The sequence below is a fragment of the Anaerosoma tenue genome, from assembly GCF_023161965.1.
Classification (GTDB): domain Bacteria; phylum Actinomycetota; class Coriobacteriia; order Anaerosomatales; family Anaerosomataceae; genus Anaerosoma; species Anaerosoma tenue.
The window spans coordinates 92,970-116,330 of sequence record NZ_JALNTY010000002.1; the positions used below are offsets into that span (position 1 = coordinate 92,970).

General features: G+C 66.8%; 19 protein-coding genes and 1 tRNA gene. 3 read left to right on the top strand and 17 right to left on the bottom strand.

Annotated elements, in window-relative coordinates; genetic code table 11:
• The first annotated feature begins 92 nt into the window (after window positions 1-92).
• Both MSB02_RS05365 and MSB02_RS05370 read left to right on the top strand, forming a co-directional pair.
• Complete coding sequence (locus tag MSB02_RS05365) at window positions 93-2,021, top strand: HEAT repeat domain-containing protein (RefSeq protein WP_267194207.1); 1,929 nt, start codon at window positions 93-95, stop codon at window positions 2,019-2,021.
• Window positions 2,018-3,496, top strand: a complete 1,479-nt coding sequence (locus MSB02_RS05370; protein ID WP_267194208.1) for an HD-GYP domain-containing protein — start codon at window positions 2,018-2,020, stop codon at window positions 3,494-3,496. Before MSB02_RS05365 ends, MSB02_RS05370 begins: the two co-directional genes overlap by 4 nt.
• Window positions 3,497-3,573: 77 nt before the next feature.
• On the opposite strand, the gene MSB02_RS05375 is transcribed toward MSB02_RS05370, so the two are convergent.
• The 5 genes from MSB02_RS05375 to MSB02_RS05395 all read right to left on the bottom strand — a co-directional run bounded on the left by MSB02_RS05375 (window position 3,574) and on the right by MSB02_RS05395 (window position 7,116).
• A complete protein-coding gene (locus tag MSB02_RS05375) occupies window positions 3,574-3,921 on the bottom strand; it encodes a hypothetical protein (RefSeq protein ID WP_267194209.1) in 348 nt (115 codons plus the stop codon).
• Window positions 3,918-4,457, bottom strand: a complete 540-nt coding sequence (locus tag MSB02_RS05380) for a hypothetical protein (RefSeq protein WP_267194210.1) — start codon at window positions 4,455-4,457, stop codon at window positions 3,918-3,920. Before MSB02_RS05380 ends, MSB02_RS05375 begins: the two co-directional genes overlap by 4 nt.
• Window positions 4,458-4,569: 112 nt before the next feature.
• Window positions 4,570-6,024 carry a sensor histidine kinase gene (locus MSB02_RS05385; RefSeq protein ID WP_267194211.1) on the bottom strand — a complete coding sequence of 485 codons (1,455 nt, stop codon included), beginning with the start codon at window positions 6,022-6,024 and terminating at the stop codon, window positions 4,570-4,572.
• Window positions 6,025-6,028: 4 nt separating this feature from the next.
• On the bottom strand, window positions 6,029-6,712 hold the full coding sequence (locus MSB02_RS05390) for a response regulator transcription factor (RefSeq protein ID WP_267194212.1): 684 nt from the start codon (window positions 6,710-6,712) through the stop codon (window positions 6,029-6,031).
• 104 nt (window positions 6,713-6,816) lie between these two features.
• On the bottom strand, window positions 6,817-7,116 hold the full coding sequence (locus MSB02_RS05395; RefSeq protein ID WP_267194213.1) for a J domain-containing protein: 300 nt from the start codon (window positions 7,114-7,116) through the stop codon (window positions 6,817-6,819).
• Window positions 7,117-7,397: 281 nt separating this feature from the next.
• Here MSB02_RS05395 and MSB02_RS05400 point away from each other — a divergent pair, with 281 nt between their 5' ends.
• The gene (locus tag MSB02_RS05400) at window positions 7,398-8,918 is read left to right on the top strand and encodes a B12-binding domain-containing radical SAM protein (protein WP_267194214.1); all 1,521 of its coding nucleotides are present in this window, start codon (window positions 7,398-7,400) and stop codon (window positions 8,916-8,918) included.
• A gap of 105 nt (window positions 8,919-9,023) precedes the next feature.
• On the opposite strand, the gene MSB02_RS05405 is transcribed toward MSB02_RS05400, so the two are convergent.
• From MSB02_RS05405 to MSB02_RS05460, 12 genes are all read right to left on the bottom strand, one after another.
• The gene (locus tag MSB02_RS05405) at window positions 9,024-11,102 is read right to left on the bottom strand and encodes a cell wall-binding repeat-containing protein (protein ID WP_267194639.1); all 2,079 of its coding nucleotides are present in this window, start codon (window positions 11,100-11,102) and stop codon (window positions 9,024-9,026) included.
• Between the two features lie 151 nt (window positions 11,103-11,253).
• Window positions 11,254-12,096 carry a cytochrome c biogenesis protein CcsA gene (ccsA, locus tag MSB02_RS05410; protein ID WP_267194215.1) on the bottom strand — a complete coding sequence of 281 codons (843 nt, stop codon included), beginning with the start codon at window positions 12,094-12,096 and terminating at the stop codon, window positions 11,254-11,256.
• Window positions 12,093-13,520 carry a cytochrome c biogenesis protein ResB gene (locus tag MSB02_RS05415; protein ID WP_267194216.1) on the bottom strand — a complete coding sequence of 476 codons (1,428 nt, stop codon included), beginning with the start codon at window positions 13,518-13,520 and terminating at the stop codon, window positions 12,093-12,095. Before MSB02_RS05415 ends, ccsA begins: the two co-directional genes overlap by 4 nt.
• Before the next feature lie 2 nt (window positions 13,521-13,522).
• Window positions 13,523-14,152 (bottom strand): hypothetical protein, encoded by a 630-nt coding sequence (locus MSB02_RS05420; protein WP_267194217.1) that lies wholly within the window; start codon window positions 14,150-14,152, stop codon window positions 13,523-13,525.
• Window positions 14,153-14,184: 32 nt separating this feature from the next.
• Window positions 14,185-14,796, bottom strand: coding sequence for a hypothetical protein (locus MSB02_RS05425; protein WP_267194218.1), 612 nt, complete (start codon window positions 14,794-14,796; stop codon window positions 14,185-14,187).
• A gap of 122 nt (window positions 14,797-14,918) precedes the next feature.
• Complete coding sequence (locus tag MSB02_RS05430; RefSeq protein ID WP_267194219.1) at window positions 14,919-15,551, bottom strand: C-GCAxxG-C-C family (seleno)protein; 633 nt, start codon at window positions 15,549-15,551, stop codon at window positions 14,919-14,921.
• 21 nt (window positions 15,552-15,572) lie between these two features.
• The gene (locus MSB02_RS05435) at window positions 15,573-15,806 is read right to left on the bottom strand and encodes a twin-arginine translocation signal domain-containing protein (RefSeq protein ID WP_267194220.1); all 234 of its coding nucleotides are present in this window, start codon (window positions 15,804-15,806) and stop codon (window positions 15,573-15,575) included.
• A 101-nt stretch (window positions 15,807-15,907) separates the two neighbouring features.
• On the bottom strand, window positions 15,908-19,399 hold the full coding sequence (locus tag MSB02_RS05440; protein WP_267194221.1) for a cell wall-binding repeat-containing protein: 3,492 nt from the start codon (window positions 19,397-19,399) through the stop codon (window positions 15,908-15,910).
• Between the two features lie 485 nt (window positions 19,400-19,884).
• Complete coding sequence (locus MSB02_RS05445; RefSeq protein ID WP_267194640.1) at window positions 19,885-20,691, bottom strand: SDR family oxidoreductase; 807 nt, start codon at window positions 20,689-20,691, stop codon at window positions 19,885-19,887.
• 250 nt (window positions 20,692-20,941) lie between these two features.
• Window positions 20,942-22,777, bottom strand: a complete 1,836-nt coding sequence (feoB, locus tag MSB02_RS05450; RefSeq protein ID WP_267194222.1) for a ferrous iron transport protein B — start codon at window positions 22,775-22,777, stop codon at window positions 20,942-20,944.
• Entirely contained in the window at window positions 22,767-23,063 is a 297-nt protein-coding gene (locus tag MSB02_RS05455; protein WP_267194223.1) for a FeoA family protein, read from the bottom strand. The genes feoB and MSB02_RS05455 overlap by 11 nt, the downstream gene beginning before the upstream one ends.
• A 146-nt stretch (window positions 23,064-23,209) precedes the next feature.
• Window positions 23,210-23,285 (bottom strand) — tRNA-Phe (locus MSB02_RS05460).
• Between the last annotated feature and the right edge of the window lie 76 nt (window positions 23,286-23,361).

Here is a 23,361-nt window from a genome sequence, read left to right on the forward strand (position 1 = left end):
CGTTTCCGGAACGAGTCACACAGACGCGCGCCGTTTATGCTACGACTGTTGACGATATACCCACAGGCCCCGGAGATGCGAGAGGAGGAGCCATGGAGCACCCGACCGGAACGCTTCCCGCGCGAGCCGAGGACCTGCTCCGCATGCTTGCGTCCGCACTCGGGGCCGTGCGCCTGTACCCCCCCGCCAGCCCGCTTCGCAATGAAGCCATCGCGCGCTTCATCACTGCCGCTCGCGACCTCACCGCCGCCCATGGCGCGCTCCAGTACCGGGTGGACCGCAACCGCTTCATCATCGGGGACACGCCGGTGGGAGCGACCCTCCCCTCGGTCGTGGGACTCGCCGAGACGCTCCACCGGCTTCAAGTGGGACAGATGATCGTGGCTCCCGACCTCACGGACGCCGAGCTTATACGCTTCCTCGATGTCATCAGCGGCGACTCCGCGGCCGTGCGTGGGTCGGGCGGCATCCGGAAGGCGCTGATCGACGCGGGTGTGGAGAACATCGCGGTTGTGGAGGTGACGCTGCGCGCCTCGACCGAGGAAGGTATCCTCGGCCTCGACCTCACCGCCGCGCCGCTCACCGAGATCGCTCCCGAGATCGCCTCCGCTTCCGCTTCATGGGCCGACGCCGTAGCGGCCGGTGACCCGCCGGCCGATGCTGTCGCCGACGCGATCGAACGGCTGGAGCCCGCCGCCCGGGACCTCGCGCTGACCCGGTGCGCGGAGGCGCTCCGGTTCCTCGATGAGGCGACACGAGCGTCGCTTCTGGAGGCAGCACTCCACGCGAGCCCGGCCGGAGAGACGATGTCGGGGATGCTCGACGTGATCGCGCACATCCCGCCCGCCGCGCTCGCGCGACTGCTGCGCGTGGTGTCACAGATGAACGGGGACACCCCCGAAGGCATCCTCGGCGGGCTCGATCTTCCCCCCGAGGTCGCGGAAGAGGTCGCAGCGCTCCTCAGGCCCTCGCCACAGTCGGATGAGGAGCGGGGCGTACCGGCCGAGGCCCACGTAGAGGCCATGGCCTCCGAGGTGGCCGGCGCCGACGAGCACGATGTGTTCGAGCTCGACCGGCTGGTGGCGGGCACCACAGCACGCGACGCTGCGGCTCGCGGCCTGGACACCGCCATCGAGATCGCGCGGCTCAGGCCCACCGAGGAGTCGCTCAAGGCGCTCTCCGAGGCGATCCCCGCCGCAAGCGCGGCGGGAGCGCTCCGGGAGATCGCCGAGGCCGTCGGACTCCTGGACGAGTGCGCCCAGGACCCCGGACTCGCGGTCGCGGCCCGCGCGGCGCGGGAACCGCTGGCGGATCCGACGCTCGCCAGGGAGAGCGTCCGCCAGCTGAGCCTGGACCGGTCCTCGGGCGCGGCGCGCACGGTGCTCGCGGCCACCGGCGCCACCGGGGCCGAGGCGCTGATAGACGCGTACGTGCAGGGCGACGCGGCCTCGCGTGACCGGATCGTGGCGCTCGTCGAGCCGCTTGCCGAGTTGGTGGCGCCAACGGCAGGACGCATCCTCCGGAACGGGGATCCCGCCACGGCGATCGCAGCGCTGGCGATGCTCCGCGCGGTCGGCTCACGACGACTCGTGCCCACCGTCGCGCTCGGCCTCGAGCACCTCGACAGCCGTGTGCGGGAGGCCACGGTGAAGGCGCTCTCGTCCATCCAGGGGACCGAGAGCGTCAAGATGCTCGAGCGTTGCCTCGGCCATTGGGACCCCGAGACCCGGCGGGCGGCGGCACGCCACATCGGCGAGGCGCGAGTGGACGAGGCGGTGCCCGCGCTCGTGAAGGTGCTCTCCTCATCGGAGATGAATGAGAGGAACTACGAGCTCAAGAAAGAAGTACTCAAGAGTCTGGAGGTCCTGCGCTCGGATCGCGCCGTCCCCGCACTGCAGCGCCTCGCGTCGCGACGTGTGGTGTTCGGCAAGAAGCACCGTGAACTGCGGTACCTGGCGCAACGAGCCCTCGATGCGATCGAAGGCCGGGCCCGCTCCGACAGAAGGGGGAGTACCGAGTGACCGACACGCCTGCCAACGAGGATAGACTGGAATCACCCGAGGAGATGGCGTCGTTCGCCGGACCGGCGTCAAGGGCGCCGTTCTCGAGCGCCAAGCGTCTGGCTGCCGCACGGGCGCTCGCGCGCGCGTTGGCGGTGGCCCAGAACAACGACTCGCTCTATCCTCCCACCCATCCGCTGGTGGAGCAGTCCACCCGGGAGCTCGCCGAGGCCGCATCGGCCCTTGCTGAGATCGGCTTCGAGGAGATCACGCTCAACGTCTACAAGGCGACCCTCTTCATCGAGAACCAGGTGCTTCCCGAAGAGAGCGTGACGTACCGCAAGCTCATCGAGGACCTGCTCGCCCGCGGGATCTCGGCCGTGACCATCTCTCTCGGCTTCTCACAGGCGCACGCCGCCACGTTGGCGTCGCTCCTCAACGAGGACTCCATCACCACGATCGAGGACGCACGCGCATACCTGAGCCACGCCGGCGTCACCAGCGTTTCCCTGGCCGAGACGAGCGACCTCGACGACGAGCTCCGCGCCGCCGAGGAGGCCGAGAACAAGGCCCGCGGGCGGGAGGTCTACGACCAGGGCGTGGAGCTCATGCGGGACGTCGAGACGCAGGCGAAGCTCGGCAAGGTCTTCGAGGTGGACGCGCTCCAGAAGATGGTGAGCGGGCTGCTCGACACGTTGTTCAAGGACCCCGCCGCGATCCTCGGGCTGGCGGCGATCAAGAGCCACGACGACTACACGCTCAACCACTCGCTGAACGTCTGCATACTGTCGCTGTCGCTCGGCGCCTCGATCGGCCTCGATGCGGAATCGCTCAAGTCGCTCGGGCTTTCAGCGCTCCTCTACGATCTTGGCAAGGTGCGCATCCCCGAGGACATCCTGAACAAGGAAGGCCCTCTGAGCGCGGATGAGTGGCAGATCGTGAAGAGCCACACCACCGAGGGCGCCGATCTGCTGAAGCGCATCCAGCTTGTCGACCAGATGCCGATGGTGGTGGCCTACGAGCACCACCAGCGCCATGATCTGCAGGGATACCCGCGGGCGGACGCGCCACAGGAGCAGCATCTCTTCTCCAAGGTCGTGGCCCTGTGTGACGCATATGACGCGATGACCACGCGGCGGCCCTTCAGACGTGAGATCAGGCCTGACAAGGCGCTGGCGGTGTTGATGCAGGGCCGCAACAAGGCATACGACCCGAGCGTCACGAAAGCCCTCGTGGCCATGCTCGGCATCTATCCGATGGGCGCCGTGGTGACCATCAACGACGGATCGACGGCCATCGTGTTCAGGGTGAACAAGGACGATCTGCTGCGGCCCCGCGTGAAGCGCGTGATCGCGGCCGATGGCCGCTGGCTCGAGGATCCCGAGATCGTGGATCTGCGGCTCATAGACCCCGAGACCGGCACGTACGACCTCTCCATCACCGAGTGCATCCCCGCCAGCGACGCGGGCATAGACGACGTCTGGCAGTACCTGTAGCATCTGTCCGCATCGACAAGGGCGCGGCTTCCATCGGAGCCGCGCCCTTCTGTACGCCCGATCACGGTGCGCCAACCTCACTCGAGCGCGTCTTCAACGTCCCTGAAGTCCGTATCGTCGGGCAGCGCCATCTCGTCGAGCTCACGGATGATCGTCTCCAACTCGAGCGAGATCGCCTCCTGATCGTCCGGAGCGGGAAGCGGGTCATCGGGGGAGTAAGCGCTGTCAGAGGACCCGTCCGAGTCCACCGGGACGGAGACGCTCGTATCCGCACTGTCGCCAACCCCGGAGTCCGCGTTCTGGTCGGACGGCGGCGAGACGGCCTCCGGGGAGGTCGCCTCATCCGTCGTCACCCCTATGTCACACCCTGCCGTGAGCGCCATGACGACGATCAGCGCTCCGGCAGCGACAACGCGCATCCTCACTCGGTGTCTTCCTCCACCTCGAGGTCCTCGGCGATATCCTGCAGGAGCTGTGCGGCCTCACGCAACTGGACCCTCGCCTGGTTCATCGTCCTCACCGAGATGCGGGCCTGGTTCCGCGCATTGAGGAACGCTCCCCTGCGGTTGCCGGCATCCGGTACGCCGAGGAACTCACGGGCCGCGATCCGCTCCTGCTCGCGGGCCTGCGTCCGGAGCTGCTCGCACTCCTGCAGCATCTCACGGACCTGGGAGACGTCGCCGCCGGCCTGCTCGACGACACCGGCGAGCTGCATGATGCGCTCCTGCCTCTGCTCCATCGCGCGCAGCGCTTCATCGAAGCGTGTCGCGCGCCGCTGGAGCGCGAACTCGATCCGGTCCTGCAAGTAGGACGGCCCGGCCTGGTTAGGCGCAGCGGTGACCGCCGGACCGTTCTGGGCCACGGCGGATCCCTGGCCGGCAAGCGCCGCTGGCGCCGTGAAGGCGAGCGCCAGCACGGTGACCAGCGTCAACGCGAGCGTCCTTGAGAGACCCTTCTTCATGATCATCACCCCATCGATAGTAACGTCTATCGCACGTGATAAGTCGCGGTCGTACACAAGGAAGTATCGGCGGCGAGGGTTGGAGCCGGATGAAGCGGGTGTTGAGATACGGTTAAGGACCGGCCACGCCAACTGACGCGCCTGCGGCCACATCGTCGAGGGGCAGATCGACGACAAGCCGCGCGCCGCCGATCGGCGAATCCTCGGCGCTGATCGAGCCTCCCATCGCCTCGGCAAGGCGCTTACAGATCGCAAGGCCCAGGCCGAACCCGCCGGTGGCCGGCGTGCGGCTGGGATCCAACCGTGTGAAGCGGTCGAACACCCGGTCGCGCTCGGACTCGGGTATGCCCGGTCCCGAGTCGTCCACGACGAGCGTCCACCGGCCGCCCTGCGCCTCCGCGCTCACACGGACCTCGCCTCCGGCGGGCGTGTACGCGAGCGCGTTGGATGCCAGCGCGGATGCCACCTGCAGGAGCCGGTCCGCATCGCCGCAGGGAGCCGGGCCGGCCAGGTCGTCCACATGGAAGCGTATCCCGAGCGCGAGCGCGGAGGACTCGTGGCGCGCACGAAGCGCCTCGGCAAGACCTGTGATGTGTATCGGTTCGCGAGCCACCGCCACCCGCCCTGAGTCGAGGTCGGCAAGTGCGAGGAGCGTGCTCGTGAGCTCCATGAGGCGGCTGGCTTCATCGCGGATGATGCGGGCGAACCGCTCGCGCTTCTCGTCGGTGTCGGCCATCCCGTCGAGCAGCGCGCCTGCGTACCCCTGGATGGAGGTGATCGGCGTCCGCAACTCGTGGGAGACGTCGCCCACGAACTCCTTCTGAGCCGAGTAGGCCGCGTGTACGCGGGCCGACATCGCGTTGAACGACCGCGCAAGCGCCCGCACCTCGGCATCGCCCTCCACCGCGACCTGACGCCCCCACGACCCCCCGGCGATCGCCTCGGCAGCGTCGCGGAGGCGCACCAGGGGCGCGGTGACCCTGCGCGCGGCAACCCCTCCCGCGAGCCACGCCCCGGCGATCGCGAGCAGCGCAGCCATGGCCCCTATGAGCGCCCCCGTGCGCAGCACGGGCACGGCCTCGCGGAGCGGCTGGATCGCCAGGAGATACCCGTCGCCAACGGGAGCGGCCACGACGATCACACGCCCCGCGCCCGACACGGCTTCCACCCCCGTGCGGACGCCCCGCACATCGGACTCGCCGGTGAGACGGCCCACGTCGTACGTGACGGCGGCACCCTCGGCGGGGAGCGGATGCACCACGGCGCCCTCGCCGTCTACGAGTACGAGGCGGGCGTCGAGGAGGCGCCCCTCGACCTCGAAGAGCTGCGCGCGGAGGCCCGTGAGCGCCGGAGCGGAACCGGGCTCCACGTCGCCCGCGGTGGCCATGCCTTGCGCGATCGCGTACACCTGGCGCGAAAGCTCCGCGGTTCGCAGGGAGATCGTCGAGCCGAGCCACACGGCATAGAGCGCCACCACTGTGAGCGCCACGGAGACGGCGGCCACCGCGGCTACGGTGATGCGCACGCGTCGGGTGATACCCGGGTGCGCCTGCGCCGGCCCGGTCATCTGATCAGCTGTCCCTGACGGCACGGTATCCCACACCCCGGACGGTCTCGACGAAGCGCGGAGCGGCGGCATCGTCGCCGAGCTTCTCCCGGATGTGGCGGATGTGCACATCCACGCCACGCTCGTCGACATACTCGGCGAAACCCCATGCCGCCTCAAGCAACTGCCGACGGGTAAGCACCACGCCGGGCTGGCGGGCGAGCGCATGAAGCAGGTCGAACTCACGCGCTGTGAGCGCCACATGAGAACCCGCGACCGACACATCGCGCGTGGCGGGGTCGAGCTCCAATGTGCCGATGCGGATCGGCGCTGAAGTGGCGGCGTGGGTCCCGGCGCGGCGGATCAGCGCCCGGACACGCGCAACGAGCTCCGGTGGGCTGAACGGCTTGGTGACGTAATCGTCGGCGCCGGTCTCCAGCGCGCCCACCTTGTCGAGATCGCCTTCGCGCGCCGTGAGCATGATGATCGGCACGTCCGACCGCTCGCGGATGCGACGGCAGACTTCGATCCCGTCCATCGAGGGCAACATGATGTCGAGGACGACGATGTCGCAGCCACCACCACACGCGCGCGAGATCGCCTCCGCCCCGTCCGTGCAGTACTCCACCTCGAGCCCTGCGCTCTGCAGATAGAGACCCACGAGTTCGCGGATGTTGGCTTCATCATCGACGACGAGCGCCCGTGCCATCTGCGGCCCCCTGTCCGTGTGGACTCAGTGTAACCCCTCGTGGGAGCGCACGGGGCGTATCGGAGTGTCGCGGGTCCACGTTGCGACGATGCGCAGCGGGGCTGCTACACGGCTTCCCGTCGTGCGACGCGCACCAGCCGTCCCACCGAACGGCCGACCCGGTACGCGATCTCAGGACCGAGCGAGCGGGAGCGTTCATGGGGTTCCGTCGGAAGCGTCCGGTCGTATCTGGCACGGGATACCGGGTCCGACAAGGTCTCGTAGGCTTCGATGAGCCGGCGTGCGGTATCGGCGTCACCGCCATGATCGGGGTGCGTGTCCCGCATCAGTCGGCGATATGCGGCGGCTATGACCTGCTGAGAGGCGTCTCGCCGCACCTGCAGCAGCCGGTAGTGATCGGTCACGTGCGCACGACCTCGCTTCGCGTACGGGGATCTCGGACAAGCGCGCTTCACGGCGCATCGTACCACTGCGAGACCCGTGACTGTGCGAGCAGCGTGGGTCCGACAGGAGCGACCCCGCTCCTCCATAAGGATGGCATCCGAGGTGCTAGTGAGGCGTGGAGCCCCGGCGCTCCAGGCACCCCGAAAGGCGGTTCCGGCCCCTCGGAACACGCGGTTCCGGTGGTACCATGTTCAGTGTTCTAAAGGGACCACATGCGATGAACGACAGGAGATGCCCCCGAATGAGCAGAGTCCTCTTCGTCACCCCGCCGTACAAGTGCTGGGGCCAGCAGATGATCGGCAACTGGCCGCCGCTGCACCTCGTCTACCTCGCTGGCGCTGCGGTTCATGCCGGGCATGAGGCGAAGATCTACGACGCGATGTACAAGGACACCTCGTACGACGAGATCCGGCACCAGGTGGAAACGTACAAGCCCGACGTGGTGATGTCGCTCGACTACCTCCCCGTCACTGGCGCGATCAGCACCTGCACCGTTCCGGCCGCCGTGGAGGCCCTCCGGGTCGCCAAGCAGGTGAACCCCGATATCCATACGCTCATCGGCGGGCCTCACCCAACCTTCATGTATGAGGAGATGCTCGCCGAGGAGGACAATCCTGTGGATGTCATCCTCCGCGGCGAGATGGAGGCGACCCTCGAGCAGCTGCTTGACGCGCTGGCCGAAGGAACACCGCTCGACGATGTCCAGGGCGTCGCGTTCGTGCGCGACGGGGAGATCGTGGCCACCCCTCAGCGGCCGCACATCCAGGACCTCGACACGCTCACGCCCGCATGGGACCTGCTCGACTGGGACGACTACCACTACAACATCGACCCCTGGGGCCGCATGGCCTCGATCCTCACCTCTCGCGGCTGCATGATGGGCTGCTCGTTCTGCAGCCAGCGGGTCTTCTGGCGCGGCGAGTGGCGCGCGCGTGACCCGCACAAGGTGATGGATGAGATCCGCCACCTCGTGGAGGAGTACGAGGTCGAGTTCATCACCATGATCGACGCGTACCCCACGCGGGACCGCGATCGCTGGGAGAAGATCCTCGACCTGCTGATCGAGGCCGACCTGGGTGTGCAGCTGCTCATCGAGACCCGCGTGGAAGACATCATCCGCGACGAGGACATCCTGCATAAGTACGCCGACGCAGGGATCATGCACATCTACCTCGGCCTTGAGACGTCGACGGACGAACTGCTCAACAGCCTCAACAAGGGCACCACGATCGACATGAACGAGCACGCCGTGAAGATCCTCAAGCAGCACGACATCATGATCGAGGCGTCGTTCATGATCGGCTTCCCGGAGGAGACCTGGGACTCGATCAAGGAGACGGCGGCGATGGCGGCGCGGCTCAACCCGGATATCGCGGTCTTCCCCGTGCTCACGCCGATGCCGTACACGTCGCTTTGGGACGAGGTGCACGACAGGATCCGGGTGTGGGATTACTCCAAGTACAACATCTCCACGCCGATCATCGAGCCGTACAACATGTCACTGACCGATGTGACGATCGCGCTGGGACGCTGCTACATGACGTTCTACGCCAACAAGATGAACGAGATCCTGGCACTTCCCGAGGGCTTCAAGCGCAGCTACATGCTCTCGGCGATGAAGGTCATGATGCGCGACTACGGCGAGCAGTTCGACTTCCTCGGCATCGGCAAGGAGAAGATCGGCGAGATGCCCAAGAAGATGGCCGACGCGATGAAGAAGATCTCGGGCACCGAGAAGAGCGCAGAGAAGGCGGCCGAGTAGTCTCCCGGGCCAGCCTGGCAGCGGACGAAACACAAGGACGGCGGGCATACTGCCCGCCGTCCTTCTCATTGCCGTTGCGGCACTACGCGTGATACGACCGTCGCCTCATCCGCCTGAGATGAACGCCCCTCCGTGCGGATCGAACACGCCGTTGTGGCAGCTCACGCACTCGGTGGCGTCGGTCGTAGTGGCTCCCGTGGGCTGATAGTCGTCCGTGAAGAGCGTGTCGTAGTAGTGGCAGACGCACCTGCCATGGTCTTCCTTGTACTCGAAGCCGAAGTTCGGCCTGATCGCAACGAGTTGCGGGCCGTGACACGACACGCACCGGATGCTGTGCTCGCCCCGGGCCGTTGCCTCCCAGGCGGCGTGCGCGTCTACGTGGTAGGGATCGGGGGCGAGCGGGTCCATCGGCGCCACGTGGCAGCTCTCGCACGAGTCCGCACCGGCGGAATCACCGCATGCGTGGCACGAGCAGCCGGCGTGCTCTCCGGGCGCAACCGCCAAGAGGTCGCTCCCGTGACATGAGACGCAGCCGCTGCTCTTCGTCTCGATCGCAGGCGTGAGAGCGGCATGCCCGGCCGCGGGGTCGTGCCACTCTGCGAATCCCGCGCTTGAGTGACAGGCACCGAGACACGTGACCGACGGCGCGACGGTCTCGTTATGGCAGGCGGCGCAACCGGGCGGCTCTTCACCGGACGCCCGGAAGTCGATCGCATGCATCCTCGTGACGTCCGTGCCGTGGCAGTTCGCCCCGAAGCAGGTGCCGCTGACCGTATGTGCGGCTACGCCCGCATGCTCTTGTTCGGCAGAAGCATGGCAGTCCTCACAGGTCTCAGCCGCCACATAGACGCCGGTGACGTGACATGAGACGCACGCGGTGTGCAGCTCCACCACGCCGGCAGTGTGGCAACCCGACTGCGTGCACGCCTCGCCGCCCTCGCTCGTGAGGGCCGGATGCGTGCTGGCATGCCCCACCGGAGCGCGCTGACCGTCATGGCAGCTCTCGCAGTCGCGAAGCGGCGCGGTGTCGTGGCAGTACACGCAGCCGCCGCTCACACCGTCGATATGGATCGACGCGAGGTTCGTGTCGTGGCATCCGGAGTCCGTGCAGAAGACCCTCGGGAGGTCGTGGCCGGTGAGAGGCTCGACGACCCGCTGGAGCGCCGAAGCGACCGAGGCGCGCACCGCAGGCGAGACGACCGCCGTGCCACCGAACACGTGGTAGGCGTCCACGCCCTCCTTGATCTCGCCGAGGAGTCTCCCGGTCTGTGCCGGCAGCTCGGCCGTACGGGTCATCAGAAGCACGGACCGGTTCTTGCCAAGGAGCGGACCGGCGCACAGCGCGTCGGGGAACGACTCGCCCGTGGCGATGCCGAGGCGGTCCCACTGCATACCCATCGAGACGCCGTAGCGCGCGACCGCGATGGCCGTCTCGTAGCGGTTCGCGCCCGCGAGACGCGTACCGGCCCGAGCGCCGAGAGCGGTCTCAACGGAGGTGGGGACCACGCCGGTGCCCCCCAGGATGTCCACGGCGTCCATCCCCGCCGAAAGCCGGAAGACGCCGGCGCCGTCGACGAGGACGAGCGGCATCCCCTGTGCGTACATGAGCGGAGCAGCGGCAAGAGCGTCGGCATAGCCCGTGCCCGTGGCTATGAACGCGCCCCCATCGTAGGCATCGCCCAGCATCTGGATGGTCTTGTCGGCGACCACCTTGGCGGTGGAGTAGCGATCGGACCCGGCAAGGCGTTCGGCGCTGAGCCCCGCGGCTGTGAGCTGTGACTCACACCGCGCGGAGACCGCGCCGGTGCCCCCGAGGATGTAGACCTTCGTGGCGCCGAGACGCTCGATCTCGGCGAGCACCGGCGCCTCGATGCTGTCGCCGCCGGTGAGCAGGATCGGCCCCCTCACGGCTCCCGCGAGGGCGGAGCCGCCCAACGCGTCGGGGAAGTCCCTGCCGGTCGCCAGGACCACGCTCGTGGCCGTACCGAACCGCCGGGAGGCCTCGATCGCCGTTGTCACACGGTCGGGACCCTGGATGGGGATAGCGACCGGGGTGACCACCTCGGCCATGGGGATGATTGACGCATCCGCCGCGGTCGCGGCACCCGGCATGGCGAACGCGAGCGCGATCCCGGTTGCCAGCACCCCCGTTATCGCACGATGCCTGAACAGCGACCTTCGCATGCCTGCCACGATCGGACTCCCCCTTCGCTGCCGCTCCCCGCATGTAACAGGACGCCGCGGGCGTGCCCTCGGCCTCCGTCACGTAGGATACATGACGGCGCTGACACATAGGCCCGCCGCCCGATCCATGATCGGCCCTGCACGCACGGCCTCAGAGGTCCTTGCCGAGCCCGCCGATCCCCGCGTGGGTGGTGTCGAAGACGGCGGGTATGCCGATGAGCGTGAAGAGCGAGAGCGGCATCGCGCAGATGGCCACCCACGCCAACCGCTCGCCGCCCCATTTGAGCGTGTAACGAAGGTGCAGGTAGACGGCGTAGATGATCCAGACGATCAGGCTCCAGGTCTCCACGGGATCCCAGCCCCAGTACCGGCCCCATGCCTCGTTAGCCCAGATGGCGCCGGTGACGATCATGATGCCCCAGAAGAAGAACCCCACAAGCACGTAGCTCACGGTGAGGTTCTCGAGCGCATCCTGGGCCGGCAACCGCTCGAAGCGCCGCGCCCACTCGCCCGTCTTGGAGCGTTCGCGGACCACGTACGCGATGGCCAGACCGAACGAGATCACGAACGCGCCGAACGCGAGATTGGCGAACACCACATGGATCGCCAGCCAGAAGCTCGTGAGCTTGCCGGTCATCGGCACTTCGGTCGTCTGTGCGAGCATCGCGCCGCCGAGCAGCAGCAGCGCAACCGGCATCACGCCGATGCCGGCGCTGGCAAGCCTCGGCTGCCGCCACGCCACGACCACGAACGTGGCTACCACGAACAGCACCAGGGCCGCTGAGACCTCGTAGAAGCCGAGATAGGGGCCATGCCCTACCCTGACCCACCTGAGGCCGAGGGAGGCCGTCTGCGCCACCAGGCCGGCTGTGGCGACCACCACCGCGATGCGAATGAACCTCTCCTTGCTGAAGACCACACCGATCGCCGAGACGGCGGTCGCTCCGGCGTACAGGAGGAGGGTGACCCAGGTCATGATGATCTCGAAGGTCACGAACGGCTCCCTTCAACGGCGCCGAGCGCGCGGCGCAGCTCGTCTTCGATCTCGCTCCTGCTGGTGGAGTGGATGCGCCAGAGACGCATCCTCACCAGGAGCCTGGTGCCTTCGGGGCCCTCGAGGGTCCACGCCTTCAGCACCATCTGCCGGGCGAGCGTGGCCACCCCGAGACCGATCATCGAGATGGCGCCCGCGATGTAAAGCAGGGGGATGGACGGGTCGTCCACCATCTGCAAACGGGCGTAGTAGTCCACGCCCAGAAGCCGCAATTCGCCGCCCGTAGGCAGCGCGACACCCTCGTCGACGCTGATGACCTCGTCGACGACCGCGGCACCCCCGGTGTCCACGATCACCACATGAGCGGCGGGCACCTCAGGAGTGCGCGCCACCAGGCCCTCCGGACGCTCGTCCAGGGGCACCGACACGATCACGTGGTAGGCCAGCACACCGTCGGGCCCGGCCAGGCCGAGCGGGGTGATCGGCGCCGTACCGTCGGGGTTCCCTTCGGCGAAGTCGACCAGCTGTGTGGTGCGCTGCACCTCGGCGCCCGCGTCGTCCACCATGGCGAGTGTCGCCGAAAGCCCGTAGTCCACAGGGTAGATCGTGAGCGCGCCTTGTTTGAGCGTGTTGTTCGGATAGACCAGCTGCGACGCGAGCACGTTGCCCTCGCCATCGAGGACGGTGACCGTGGGGGTGGGCCCGCGATGAAGATCGCCGGTCACGTAGTCGATATCGAACGCATCGACCCTGATCCACCGGTCCACGAGGTCCCAGTTGTGCAGCGGGCCGCTCGTAAGCTGGCCGTACGACCCGGGCTGGTCGGGCTTGGTCTGACCCACCGCCACACCCATCTGCCCGGAAGCGCGCGCCAGACTGCCGCCGGCGATCAACACGATCAGCGCCACGAGCGCCCAGTGGAAGACCGCCGTGCCCCAGACAGACCACCAGGGAGAGACTGCCGAGACGACACGCTCACCCTTACGCAAGGATATCCCGAGGTGCTCGAGCGTCGCCGCCGTCCGCTCGACGATGGCGGCGCTGTCGAGTGCCGGATCGCAGACGATCTCGAAGTCCGCGGACGTCTCATCCCCGGGCTCTACGTCGCTGCGTGCGTCACGGAGTGAACGGGCGCGGCGGCGCGCCACTCCGGTGCGCTGCCACGCGCAGGCGGCCGTACACAGTGCCAGGAACAGACCCGGTACGATGAAGAGAGGGCTGGTGAACGCTTCGTGCAGGCCGAGGGCACCGGCTACCGTCTCGAGAGCGGGGTTGGCAGCGGCCCAGAGCGCCACCCCCATGGGATCCAGGTCTCTCTGGGGAACGAACGAGCCGATGATCGACCACACGCCGACCCAGAGCAGCAGGACCATGGCGAGCACTGGCGAGGTGAGGAACCTCCAGACCCGTCGGCCGAACCCCATGATCACTCGACCGGCCCCAGCGCAGTGGCTTCGACCGCGTCCACGACCCAGTCGTCACCCTGTTGGACGACAGTGTAGATCGCATCGTAGGAGGCCTCGTGCGGACCGCTGATGACCTCGCCGGCGTTCTTCACGGAGACGTAGTTGTAGCTCCAGGTCTCCTTGACGACCACCTCGACGCTCTCCTCCCCCTCACGGACGTCCTGCACCTCGAGGGACTCGAGCGTCTGGTCGATCAGGCGACCCTTCTGGATGTTGTACTGGATGTACGCGTCGACCCGGACCTCCTGGTAGCTCGTCATCGTGGGGAGCGCAACGCGTGGCTGCGCGATCCTGTACGCGTACGAACTCCAGTCGAGATACGAGCGCACCGCCGCCTCCGGCGTGGAAAGGTCGATCGTCTCCGGCTCGCTCGCAAGCGCTTCCTCGGTGACCTGCACCTCCACAGCCGGTCCACCCATCCCCTCGCCCGCCGCCTCGGCCTCTCCGCCGGCCTCATCGGACGTGCAGCCGGTTGATACACCTAGCCCAAGACCCAGCAGGACGACGAGACAGCAGACGATCACTGTGCGGACCCCATCGGCGTACGCATGCGTGCGAGCATCGGACCGATCCGAGCGAAGCGATTCCATCTCCACCATCCTTGGTTCGAACCTGCAGGTACTCAGAAGAAGAGCCCGTAGAGGTCGGTCGTACCCTCTATGGCGATCAGCATCCACCGCTGACCGCTGCGAGCCATGCGTAACCTCAGAGCCTGGTCGGCGCCTTCTTCATCCGGCACGGTGACGGACACGAGCGCCTCATCGTCGCCCACATACTCCACCTCTCCGGGGCTGTCTTCAAGGATGGCGCCGAACAAGGTTCCGTCAGCGACTACGGTGCCATTCTCCACGCCCGCCTGCAGGGATTCGACGAACTGGTCGGCGAAGGTCTGCTCCATCGCGCTGGCGGGGAAGTCGCCGCCATGCATGCTCGACCCGCCCGCGGAGGCGTCTTCATCACGCGCTCGAGCCATCGTGTCCGCTGCGAATGCGAGGCCGACGCCGTTGGCGTCCATGTACGTCCGCACGCCCGTCCAGTCGCCGTCTTCAGCGGCCTCGGCAAGGAGCACCACCGCATCGTCGGGCATCGCGCCCGGCTCTCCCGTGTCCGACTGACACCCCGCGACCGCCGAGAGCGCCACGAACGCGAGGCCGACCAGCGCCAGCCGCAGAAGCGCATCGCGGGTCCAGTTGCCGTTCGCGTGGCGTACCACAAGCCCACCATCCCCAGTCATAGCGAACCTTTCACCTCGTACAGCCAGCACGGGGGCGGGCATCACTGCCCGCCCCCGCTCAGTGCATCTACCTGATCGTCTTCAGGTCCGCGACACGTCGCTCGCCTGAGACCAGCAGGGTCCTACTGGTGGCACGACTCGTCGCACTTCATCTTGCCGGCAACATGCGGAGCGCAGTCCAGGATAGCCTGGTCGTATCCGCCCGCACCACCGTGGCAGCCTGAGGTCAGGCATGCATCGACGCTGGGGTCGAGCACGGGGGTCGGAATGGTGCCAGCCATGAAGTCGTTGACAAGCTCGGCGAGCTTGTACACGCAGTCGTACACGAGCTTCGCACAACGGTCGCTACCCGCGGCACCGGCGTTGCCGGCGAACTCCGCGGTGACCCATGCGCCATCAGCGCCGCCCGCGGCCTCGAGCCAACGGCCGTGCGATGAGTGGCACAGGAGCGACTTCGGCACCGACATCGGTGCGCTGTCCTTGGGCTGCTTGGAGGCGTCGGAGATCGTCCAGCCGCCGTCGGCCCAGTCCTCGTACGCGGCGTTGGTGGGGAACGCGGTGCGCTCGTACCACGCCATGTACTCGTCGATAACGTTGCCGTTGTTGGTGACGATCTTCAGCATCGCGGCGCCGCCGTTGGGAACACCACAGAGGTTACGCCACGCGTTGACGCCACCGCCGCCGTAGTTGAAGAGACCCTTGGGGATGGCTGCGTACGACGAGCTCGGGAAGTTCTCTGCGATCTGGCCAAGCACGGGCCAGTAGGTACCCTCGCATCAACCACCCTGTCCGCCGCCTGCGATGCCCTTGTAGATCTCATAGCCCTTGCGGGCGAGCGCCGCGGGATCAAGCGCGATCCAGTTGGCGCCCTGGATCGAGGTGTCCGGGAACGTCGTCACCGGAGTTGCAACGGCAGGCGCCGCACTGGTGACCGCAGGGAGCACCGAAGCAGCCGCCACCGCTGCAGTCCCTCCCAGGAACTGCCTGCGGGAAAGCTTGCTGTTTTCCATGTTCACTCTTCCTTTCTCTGCCCGCCTGAGCGGGTGTCGTTCATCTGCGATCCGCATCCGGAGGGGCGGGGATTGCCGCCCCTCCGGCTGTACGGTTGCCGTTAGTCCGGTGCCACCATGTCTGCGTTGTAGTCATCCATGTAGTCGGACTTGTTGGTGATGATACGGACGTTGCTGCCGTCGCGCTCCTGGACCGCGTGATAGTGGTGGCCGCAACCCTCACAGGTGTAGCGGTCCCATATCGCGGCGCCGTCCACGAAGTCGACCGGGCCGGAGGCGGGCCATGTCAGAGCGCCCATGCCGTTGGTGCCGGTCTCGGGATCGAGCAGCATCGCGGTACCCTCGGTTGCCGTGGTACCGAGCACGTACGGCGAACGGTACGGCGCACGGTCGCCCTCGATGAGGCCGGCGTGGATGCCGTTGACGGTGCCGTTCCAGCCGGTGTTCACCAGCAGACGCGGAGTATCCCACGCGTGCGGGACGGCCACGTGGCAGTTCACGCACTGGGCGGAACCGTCGGTGGTGTCCTGGTGGTGGCTGGAGTGCGCGGTGTTCGAAGAACCGATCGCATTGGTGTTGACCGTGCCGGTGTCTTCGCTCTGACGGTGAGCCACAGAACCGCTCGTGGAATCCTCAGAGGCGACCGGGGCCCACGTGATCGGGTCGGTGTACATCGTCCAGTACGGTGTTCCCCGCACGGCCGTGATGGTGCCTTCCTCGCTCATCGTGGTCTCAACGCTGCCCGGGATCGTGTACTCGAACGGCGTAGAGCCGGTGGAGATCTCCGGCATGATCTGGCCGGTCACGGTGCCCTGGTTGTAGTTCTGCAGGTCGTGACACTTCGAGCAGATCGTCATGACGCTGCCGTCCTCGTACTCGACGTTATCGGGGGTCGTCGCCAGCACCGAGCGGATCCTGATACCTGACGGGTACTCCGCCGTGTTCTTGGTCAGCTCCGCCATGTAGAACGGGGCCGAGTAGTCGGGGTCGATGCCCCAGTAGTCGTCAGCGCCGTGGGGGCCTGCCGCCTCGAAACCGGTGTGGCAGTCTTCACAGGTGATGACATCCGTCGCCAGCAGACCCGTCATGGCATCTGCGGGGGCGTTGGGATCGCTCTCCTCCCAGAACACGTTGACCGTCGGGAACTGCCACACGTCGGTGACAGGGTTGCCGTCGGTACCCGTGAGCAGGGCGCTGAAGTCCTCCACAGCACCAATCGACCCGAAGGTCGTGGTGTTGTGACCGGAGGCCGCGACCCAGCTCTCCGCGTGGTGCGGGGAGACCTCGGTGGCGAAGCCATGCGGCGCGAACGCGTCACTGTGGCAGTCGACACACTCGCCAGCCTCGGTGGTCTTCGCGTTGATGAGCTCGAAGCCCGAGTCGATCAGATCGTCGTAGGCGTGGCACACGCAACCCGCGTGCGCATCCTTGACGTGCATATCGATCTCGCCGACCGCAAGCAGGTCGGTGCCGTGGCAGTCGACGCATGCGTCACTGTAGTCGCCATCGATGATGGCTTCCACGGAGTCATGCGCGCCCACGTGGTACGGATGATCCACACCCGGAACCATCGGATCGGTGTGGCAGTCCTCGCACGCGTACTCGCCGCCCTGACCATAGCCATAAGCATGGCAGGAGCAGCCATCGTGCTCACCAGGAGCAACGGCCATGAGATCCTGGCCGTGGCAGGACACGCAGCCCGCGCTGTTCGCCGCGATGGTGTCCTCGATCACGTCATGCGCGCCCACGTGATACGGATGCGCAGCATTCGGATCGAACGGGTCGGCGTGGCAGGACTCGCAGGAGTCCGCGCCGGCCGTGTGGCCGTAGGCGTGGCAGCTGCAGCCCTTGTGCTCACCGGGAGCGACCATCGTGACGTCGGAGCCGTGGCAGGAAACGCAGCCGCCGCTGTTCGCCTCGATGTTCGTGGTGAGCATGTCGTGACCGACGCCGGTGTCGTGATAGGCGCCGAACTGGTTGAGGTCGTGGCACACGCCGAAGCACGTGGTGGACGGCTCAACGGTGTCGTTGTGGCACGCGGCACAGCCGGTGACCACGCCGTCGCCACTGAAGTCGATCCCGTGCATGTCGGTGACCACGTTGGTGCCATGGCAGTACGAATCGAAGCAGGTACCCGCGTCGGGAACGACGTGGGCGGCGACAGCGCCGTGCTTCTCCTCGGTGGTGCCGTGGCAGTCCTCACAGGTGCTGATCACGGAGATGTCGGTCGTGTCGTTGTGGCACGACGTGCAGTCCGCGTGCAGATCGACGACGCCACCGGGGTGGCAGCCGACCTGCGAGCAGCTCTCATCGCTGGTGCTGAGAACCTCAGGGTGCGAAGCGGCGTGCGCATCGGTGTGGCACGTCTCGCAGTCGCGCTGCGGAACATCAGCGGTGTGGCATGCGTAGCAGCCGCCGTTGTTGAGGTCGATGTGGATCGCTGCCAGGTTCGTGTCGTGGCACCCGGAACCGGTGCAGAACACGTCGGGCAGGTCATGACCACTCAACACGGGAGGCGGCGGGGTCGTGGCGGTCACGGCGGAGTCGATGTCCGCACGGACATCGGCCGCTATCGTGGCCAGGCCACCGAACAGGTAGTAGTAGGAGACATCGCCCCGGGCGCTCACGAGCAGCGCCTCGGTCTCGTCCGTGAGCTGGGTGGACTCGGTGAGAAGCACCACGGAGCCCTTGCTGCCCACGAGCGGGCCGGCGCACAGCGCGTCCGGGAAGTTCTCGCCGGTCACGACACCCAGGTTGTTCCAGGACAGACCAAGGGAGACACCGTACTCGGCGACCTCTGCGGCAGTCTCATAGCGGTTGGCGCCCGCAAGACGTCCGTCGTACTTGGCTCCAAGGCTGGTCTGGACGGAAGCGGGCACGACGCCCGTTCCACCAAGGATGGTGACATCGGTGACTCCGGCCGGAAGCGTGTAGTTGCCGGCGCCGTCCACGAGGACGAGCGGCATGCCTTCGGCGAACATGATCGAGGACGACGCGAGCGCGTCGGGGAAGTTCAGGCCGGTGGCCATGAACGCCTTGCCCTCGAAGCTGCCACCGAGAAGACCGATGGTCTTCGCGGCGACCTTGGCGGCGGTGTCATACCTGTTGCCGCCGGCGATGCGCTCGATGCTGACACCGGGAAGCGCATCGATCTGGGCTGCAGCCGCGTTAGAAACGGCAGCCGTACCGCCCAGGATGTACACCTTGGAGGCACCAAGGCGCTGGATCTCGGCCAGGACCTGCGACGGTACCGACGCCGCGGGGGTCAAGAGAATCGGGCCGTCGACAGCACCCGCGAGCGCGGCGCCGCCGAGAGCGTCCGGGAACGATTCACCGGTTGCGATGACTACGTTCGCGGCGCTTCCGAACTTCTTTGAAGCCTCCACAGCCGTCAGGTAGCGGGTAGCTCCCTGAACGAGAATCGCAGTGGGATCGGTCGGTGCCGTGGCCATCACCAATGATGTGGTCGTGGATGGCAACTTTGGCACCTGGGCTGCGGAGGCTACACCCGGTGCAGCCAGCGCAAGCACCAATCCCGCTACGAGCACGCCGACAATAGCGGCGCGTCGGAACGGACCATGCCTACTGTTCATTCCCTACCTCCCTGCTCTCGACGACAGGCAGCGGCACGCCAACGGCGCAACCGCCAATCTTCCTTAATATACTCCTACGACACGGGATGTACATGCTTTCGTTCGGGAATCCACAAATTAATTACGAACAGATTAACCACCTTCTTACGTCGTCCTGGCGAACGTGAACGTCCCGTGAGTCCACCCCATTTCGTTAAGTATCGACGTTGAATCGCGAGGACTTAAGGGGTTTGTACCCGACTTTCGCGTGAGGTGGTGGTCTGTATCGTGTCACGCGCCGAACGGTCGTTGCGCCGGGAGCGAACGGCGGCATGCACTCGTCCCCCACGCACGAAGACCCGCCCACGATCGGGCGGGTCTTCTTGTCTTTGCGAGGTTCTCGGCCGGCTGCGCATCAGGAAGAGGGCGTGGCTACACCCGGGCAACCCTCGACTCATGGTCAAGGCATACGCACGGACGGCCTGCTCACAGGTGCAGTCCGCCGATCACTTGTCGATCGGGCCCCAGATGTCGTCGCCACGCATGACCACGTCGGCCCCGCCATCAACGTAGATGGTCTGGCCCGTCACATGTGTGTTCGCAGGGCTTGTGAGCCAGATCATGAGCTCGGCCACTACCTCGGGCTCCGCGAAGCCGTTGAGCGGCATCGGCACGACGGTGGCAAGGTACTGACGCCCCTCCTCCGACTTGAGCCACTCCTCGGTCATCGGAGTGCGGATGACGCCCGGGCCCACGGCGTTGAGCGGGATGCCTGCCCCGGCCCACTGCTCCTTGGTCGACTCACGGCGGACCCACCGGCTGATCGCGCGCTTGGTGGAGGCGTAGATGAGGCCCTGCGCAACCTGCGGCCCCTGCTCGTCGGCGATCTTCTGCGCGATCCCCCGCGCCTTGTCCTCGTCGTCCTCCACACACATCGCGTCGACCAGCGAGGGGTCGTTCTCCTGCAGCGAGGAATACGAGCTGATCAGGACGGCACGCGGCGCCTCGGCTTTGGCGAGCACCGGCGCCATCGCCTCGAGGAACTCGGCCATGCCGAAGTAGTTGACCGAGACGGTGAGAGGTGTGGGCAACGTAACGCCGGCGCACGCGATCACCGCGTCCACAGACCCATCGGCAGCGGAGATCGCCGCAGACGCACCATCGATGCGACCCTGCCGCGTGCTCAGGTCGGCGATGACGTCGGCGCCCTTCAGATCGACCCCCACGACGGTGTGCCCCTGCGCCTCGAGGAGCTCCTTCGTCGCCTTGCCGATGCCGGACCCGGCGCCGGTGATCACATATGTGCGAGCCATCACGACAACCCCTTTCCTTCAGGATACCTCGGTAGGTATCGTCACGTGCACAGCATTTGTATCACAAGTTACAAACTCTATGCCACCCGGGAATCGCGCGGGCCGGTGGGCTCAGGGGGCGTAGAGCACTGTGTGCGCGTCCTGCACGAGGAGCATGAGCCGCTGCAGCCGACGACCTTGAGCGTGTTGCACCTCGGACAGCGCAGTTCATCACCCGGAAGACCGCACGACGGGCATACGGGCAAGATGCTCATGCCATCACCACTCCCAGCGCCTTGGACACGATGCCCCCGAAGAACAGTGCGAACGCCACGGAGCCTGCGAACAGTCCGGCGAAGTACGCCCAGCCCCGCTCCTTGAGGATGACCATCGCCGACGCGATGCACGGCACGAACAGCGTGATGGTGACCATGCCGACGAGCAGCTGCGGATCGGTGAGGTCCATGGTGAAGAACCCTGCCGCGCCGAAGTCGCGACGCACGAAGCCCATCACGAACGCGGTGGCAGCCTCTGCGGGCAGTCCGAGCCAACCGGTGGTCAGCGGTCGCGCCACCGCAACGATGCGCTCGAGCGCGCCTGTCACCTGCAGCAGACCGATCACCAGCGAGCCCGCGGTGAAGAACAGCGTGACCTCCCGCATGAAGTGCCAGACCTTTACCGCGCTCTTGCGGACCACGTTGTCGATGCGCGGGAGCCGGAGCGACGGCAGGTCGATCAGAAGGTCGGTGGACTGCCCCGGTACCATGCGGTTGAGCACCGCCCCTACCGCGCCGAACACGAACACCAGCAGCGAGATGTAGAGCACGGCGTAAATGGCATCAGCGCGGGCCATCAGCCCCGCTATCACGGCGATCTGCGCGGAGCACGGAACGGCGATGGCCATCAGCGCCGTGGCGATGAAGCGCTCCCGTTTGCTGCCGAGGATGCGCGTGGTGAGCGTGCCCATGGTCACACACCCCAGGCCGAGGATCAGGGGGATCACGGCGCGCCCGTTGAGGCCGACCGCGTTCAGCGTGCGATCAGCGAGCGCTGCGATCCTCGGCAGATAGCCGGAGTCTTCAAGCACGGCGAGTAACATGTAGAAGCCGCCGACGAGCGGCAGGATCACACCCAGAAGATAGGTGGGGGTCATCGTGAGCACGCCGAACTCACCGGCGAGCAGCGTATGGAGCCAGGTACCAGGCGCCGAAACAGTTGCGACCGCACCCTCGATGAACGGCACCCAGTGGGCGAGCATGACATCCTCTTCGAGCAGCCCCACGAGACCGCCCGCGATCCACTGGCCCAGCACGACCCACATCGCGTACAGCAGGCCGAGAAGCATCGGGATTCCCGTGAGAGGGTGGAGCATCCAGCGGCTCAGCCGTGCGGCGAAGCCCGCGCCCTCCCGCGTCTCACGTACGACCTCGGCACAGATCACGTCCACGCGCCGCCGCCGCTCGCGGTAGATGCTGTCGCGCTGAGTGCCGGGCTCGAGGCCGCACCGGGCGCTCACCTCTTCATCGCCCTCCAGCACCAGGAGCGCTTCCGACCGGAGGCTGATACGACGCTGCAAGTCGGGCAGACCCTCCTGCAGGGCGGGATCACCGTGCCCTGCGCGTGCGGCAGGGAGAACGCTCTTCAACTCCTCGACGCCCGTGCCCTTCACGGCTGCCGTAGCGATCACCGGAACGCCGAGCAACTCCTCAAGGCGCGCCTGGTCGATCGCGACCCCCTGCCTGCGCGCCTCGTCGGACATGTTGAGCACGACGACCATCCGCTTGCCCATGTCCAGCAACTGCAGCGTAAGGAAGAGGTCTCTCTCCAGATGGACGGCATCGACCACGTTGACCACGATGTCGCCGGTGAGGATGATGTCGCGCGCCACCCGTTCCTCCTCGTTGAACGAGGAGACGCCGTAGACGCCCGGGGTGTCCACGATCTCGTACACGCCCATGCGGCCGCGCACGAGCTCGACCGTGGTTCCCGGGAAATTCGACACGTCCACGTACGTTCCGGTGAGCGCGTTGAAGACCGCCGATTTGCCGACGTTGGGATTGCCCGCAAGCACCAGGCTGACGGGCCGCGCGTCCGTGCTACCGCTCATGGCGCCGCCCCGGCCTCACGGCGCCACCGATGACCCGGATCCTCCGGGCGAGAGCGCGGCCGATGGCGATCTCCTGCCGGCCCGACCTGACGACGATGGGGCCTGCGGGTATGCGCGTGACGCAGTGGATGTCCGCGCCCTCGGCCATGCCGAAACGCAGCGCCTGTATCCGGGCCGACGGATCGTCGATCTCGACCACCCTGAGCGACTGACCGGCGCGCGCGGTATCAAGCGACGATGTCGCGACCATCGGCTCTATGACGGAGGTGTGGGCCATGAGGTCCATGTGCGTCCCTTCTTGGAGTTAGTATGTGCTAACTCTGCCATTGGCAAATACGAAGCCAACTTCGCGGACGGGCGCGAGATTCCTTCGGGAAGTCGCGCCGGGACGCACAACGACCGGCCCACGGGGCCGGTCGCCAGGAGTATCTATGGTGGCCAGAGACGGACTTGAACCGCCGACACGGGGATTTTCAATCCCCTGCTCTACCATCTGAGCTACCTGGCCATGTGTGCTGCAAGAGAGTACCCAACGGCGGGCGGGAGCGCAACCTCCCGGAGCGCGGCACCCGGGTCTGCGCCCG

Bases quoted from the DNA above. Each gene is read 5' to 3' on its own strand.
- MSB02_RS05365 (WP_267194207.1), top strand. From the start codon at position 93: ATGGAGCACCCGACCGGAACGCTTCCCGCGCGAGCCGAGGACCTGCTC.
- MSB02_RS05380 (WP_267194210.1), bottom strand. From the start codon at position 4,457: ATGAAGAAGGGTCTCTCAAGGACGCTCGCGTTGACGCTGGTCACCGTG.
- MSB02_RS05385 (WP_267194211.1), bottom strand. From the start codon at position 6,024: ATGACCGGGCCGGCGCAGGCGCACCCGGGTATCACCCGACGCGTGCGC.
- MSB02_RS05390 (WP_267194212.1), bottom strand. From the start codon at position 6,712: ATGGCACGGGCGCTCGTCGTCGATGATGAAGCCAACATCCGCGAACTC.
- MSB02_RS05400 (WP_267194214.1), top strand. From the start codon at position 7,398: ATGAGCAGAGTCCTCTTCGTCACCCCGCCGTACAAGTGCTGGGGCCAG.
- MSB02_RS05405 (WP_267194639.1), bottom strand. From the start codon at position 11,102: ATGCGAAGGTCGCTGTTCAGGCATCGTGCGATAACGGGGGTGCTGGCA.
- MSB02_RS05415 (WP_267194216.1), bottom strand. From the start codon at position 13,520: ATGGGGTTCGGCCGACGGGTCTGGAGGTTCCTCACCTCGCCAGTGCTC.
- MSB02_RS05420 (WP_267194217.1), bottom strand. From the start codon at position 14,152: ATGGAATCGCTTCGCTCGGATCGGTCCGATGCTCGCACGCATGCGTAC.
- MSB02_RS05425 (WP_267194218.1), bottom strand. From the start codon at position 14,796: ATGACTGGGGATGGTGGGCTTGTGGTACGCCACGCGAACGGCAACTGG.
- MSB02_RS05435 (WP_267194220.1), bottom strand. From the start codon at position 15,806: ATGGAAAACAGCAAGCTTTCCCGCAGGCAGTTCCTGGGAGGGACTGCA.
- MSB02_RS05440 (WP_267194221.1), bottom strand. From the start codon at position 19,399: ATGAACAGTAGGCATGGTCCGTTCCGACGCGCCGCTATTGTCGGCGTG.
- MSB02_RS05445 (WP_267194640.1), bottom strand. From the start codon at position 20,691: ATGGCTCGCACATATGTGATCACCGGCGCCGGGTCCGGCATCGGCAAG.
- feoB (WP_267194222.1), bottom strand. From the start codon at position 22,777: ATGAGCGGTAGCACGGACGCGCGGCCCGTCAGCCTGGTGCTTGCGGGC.
- MSB02_RS05455 (WP_267194223.1), bottom strand. From the start codon at position 23,063: ATGGACCTCATGGCCCACACCTCCGTCATAGAGCCGATGGTCGCGACA.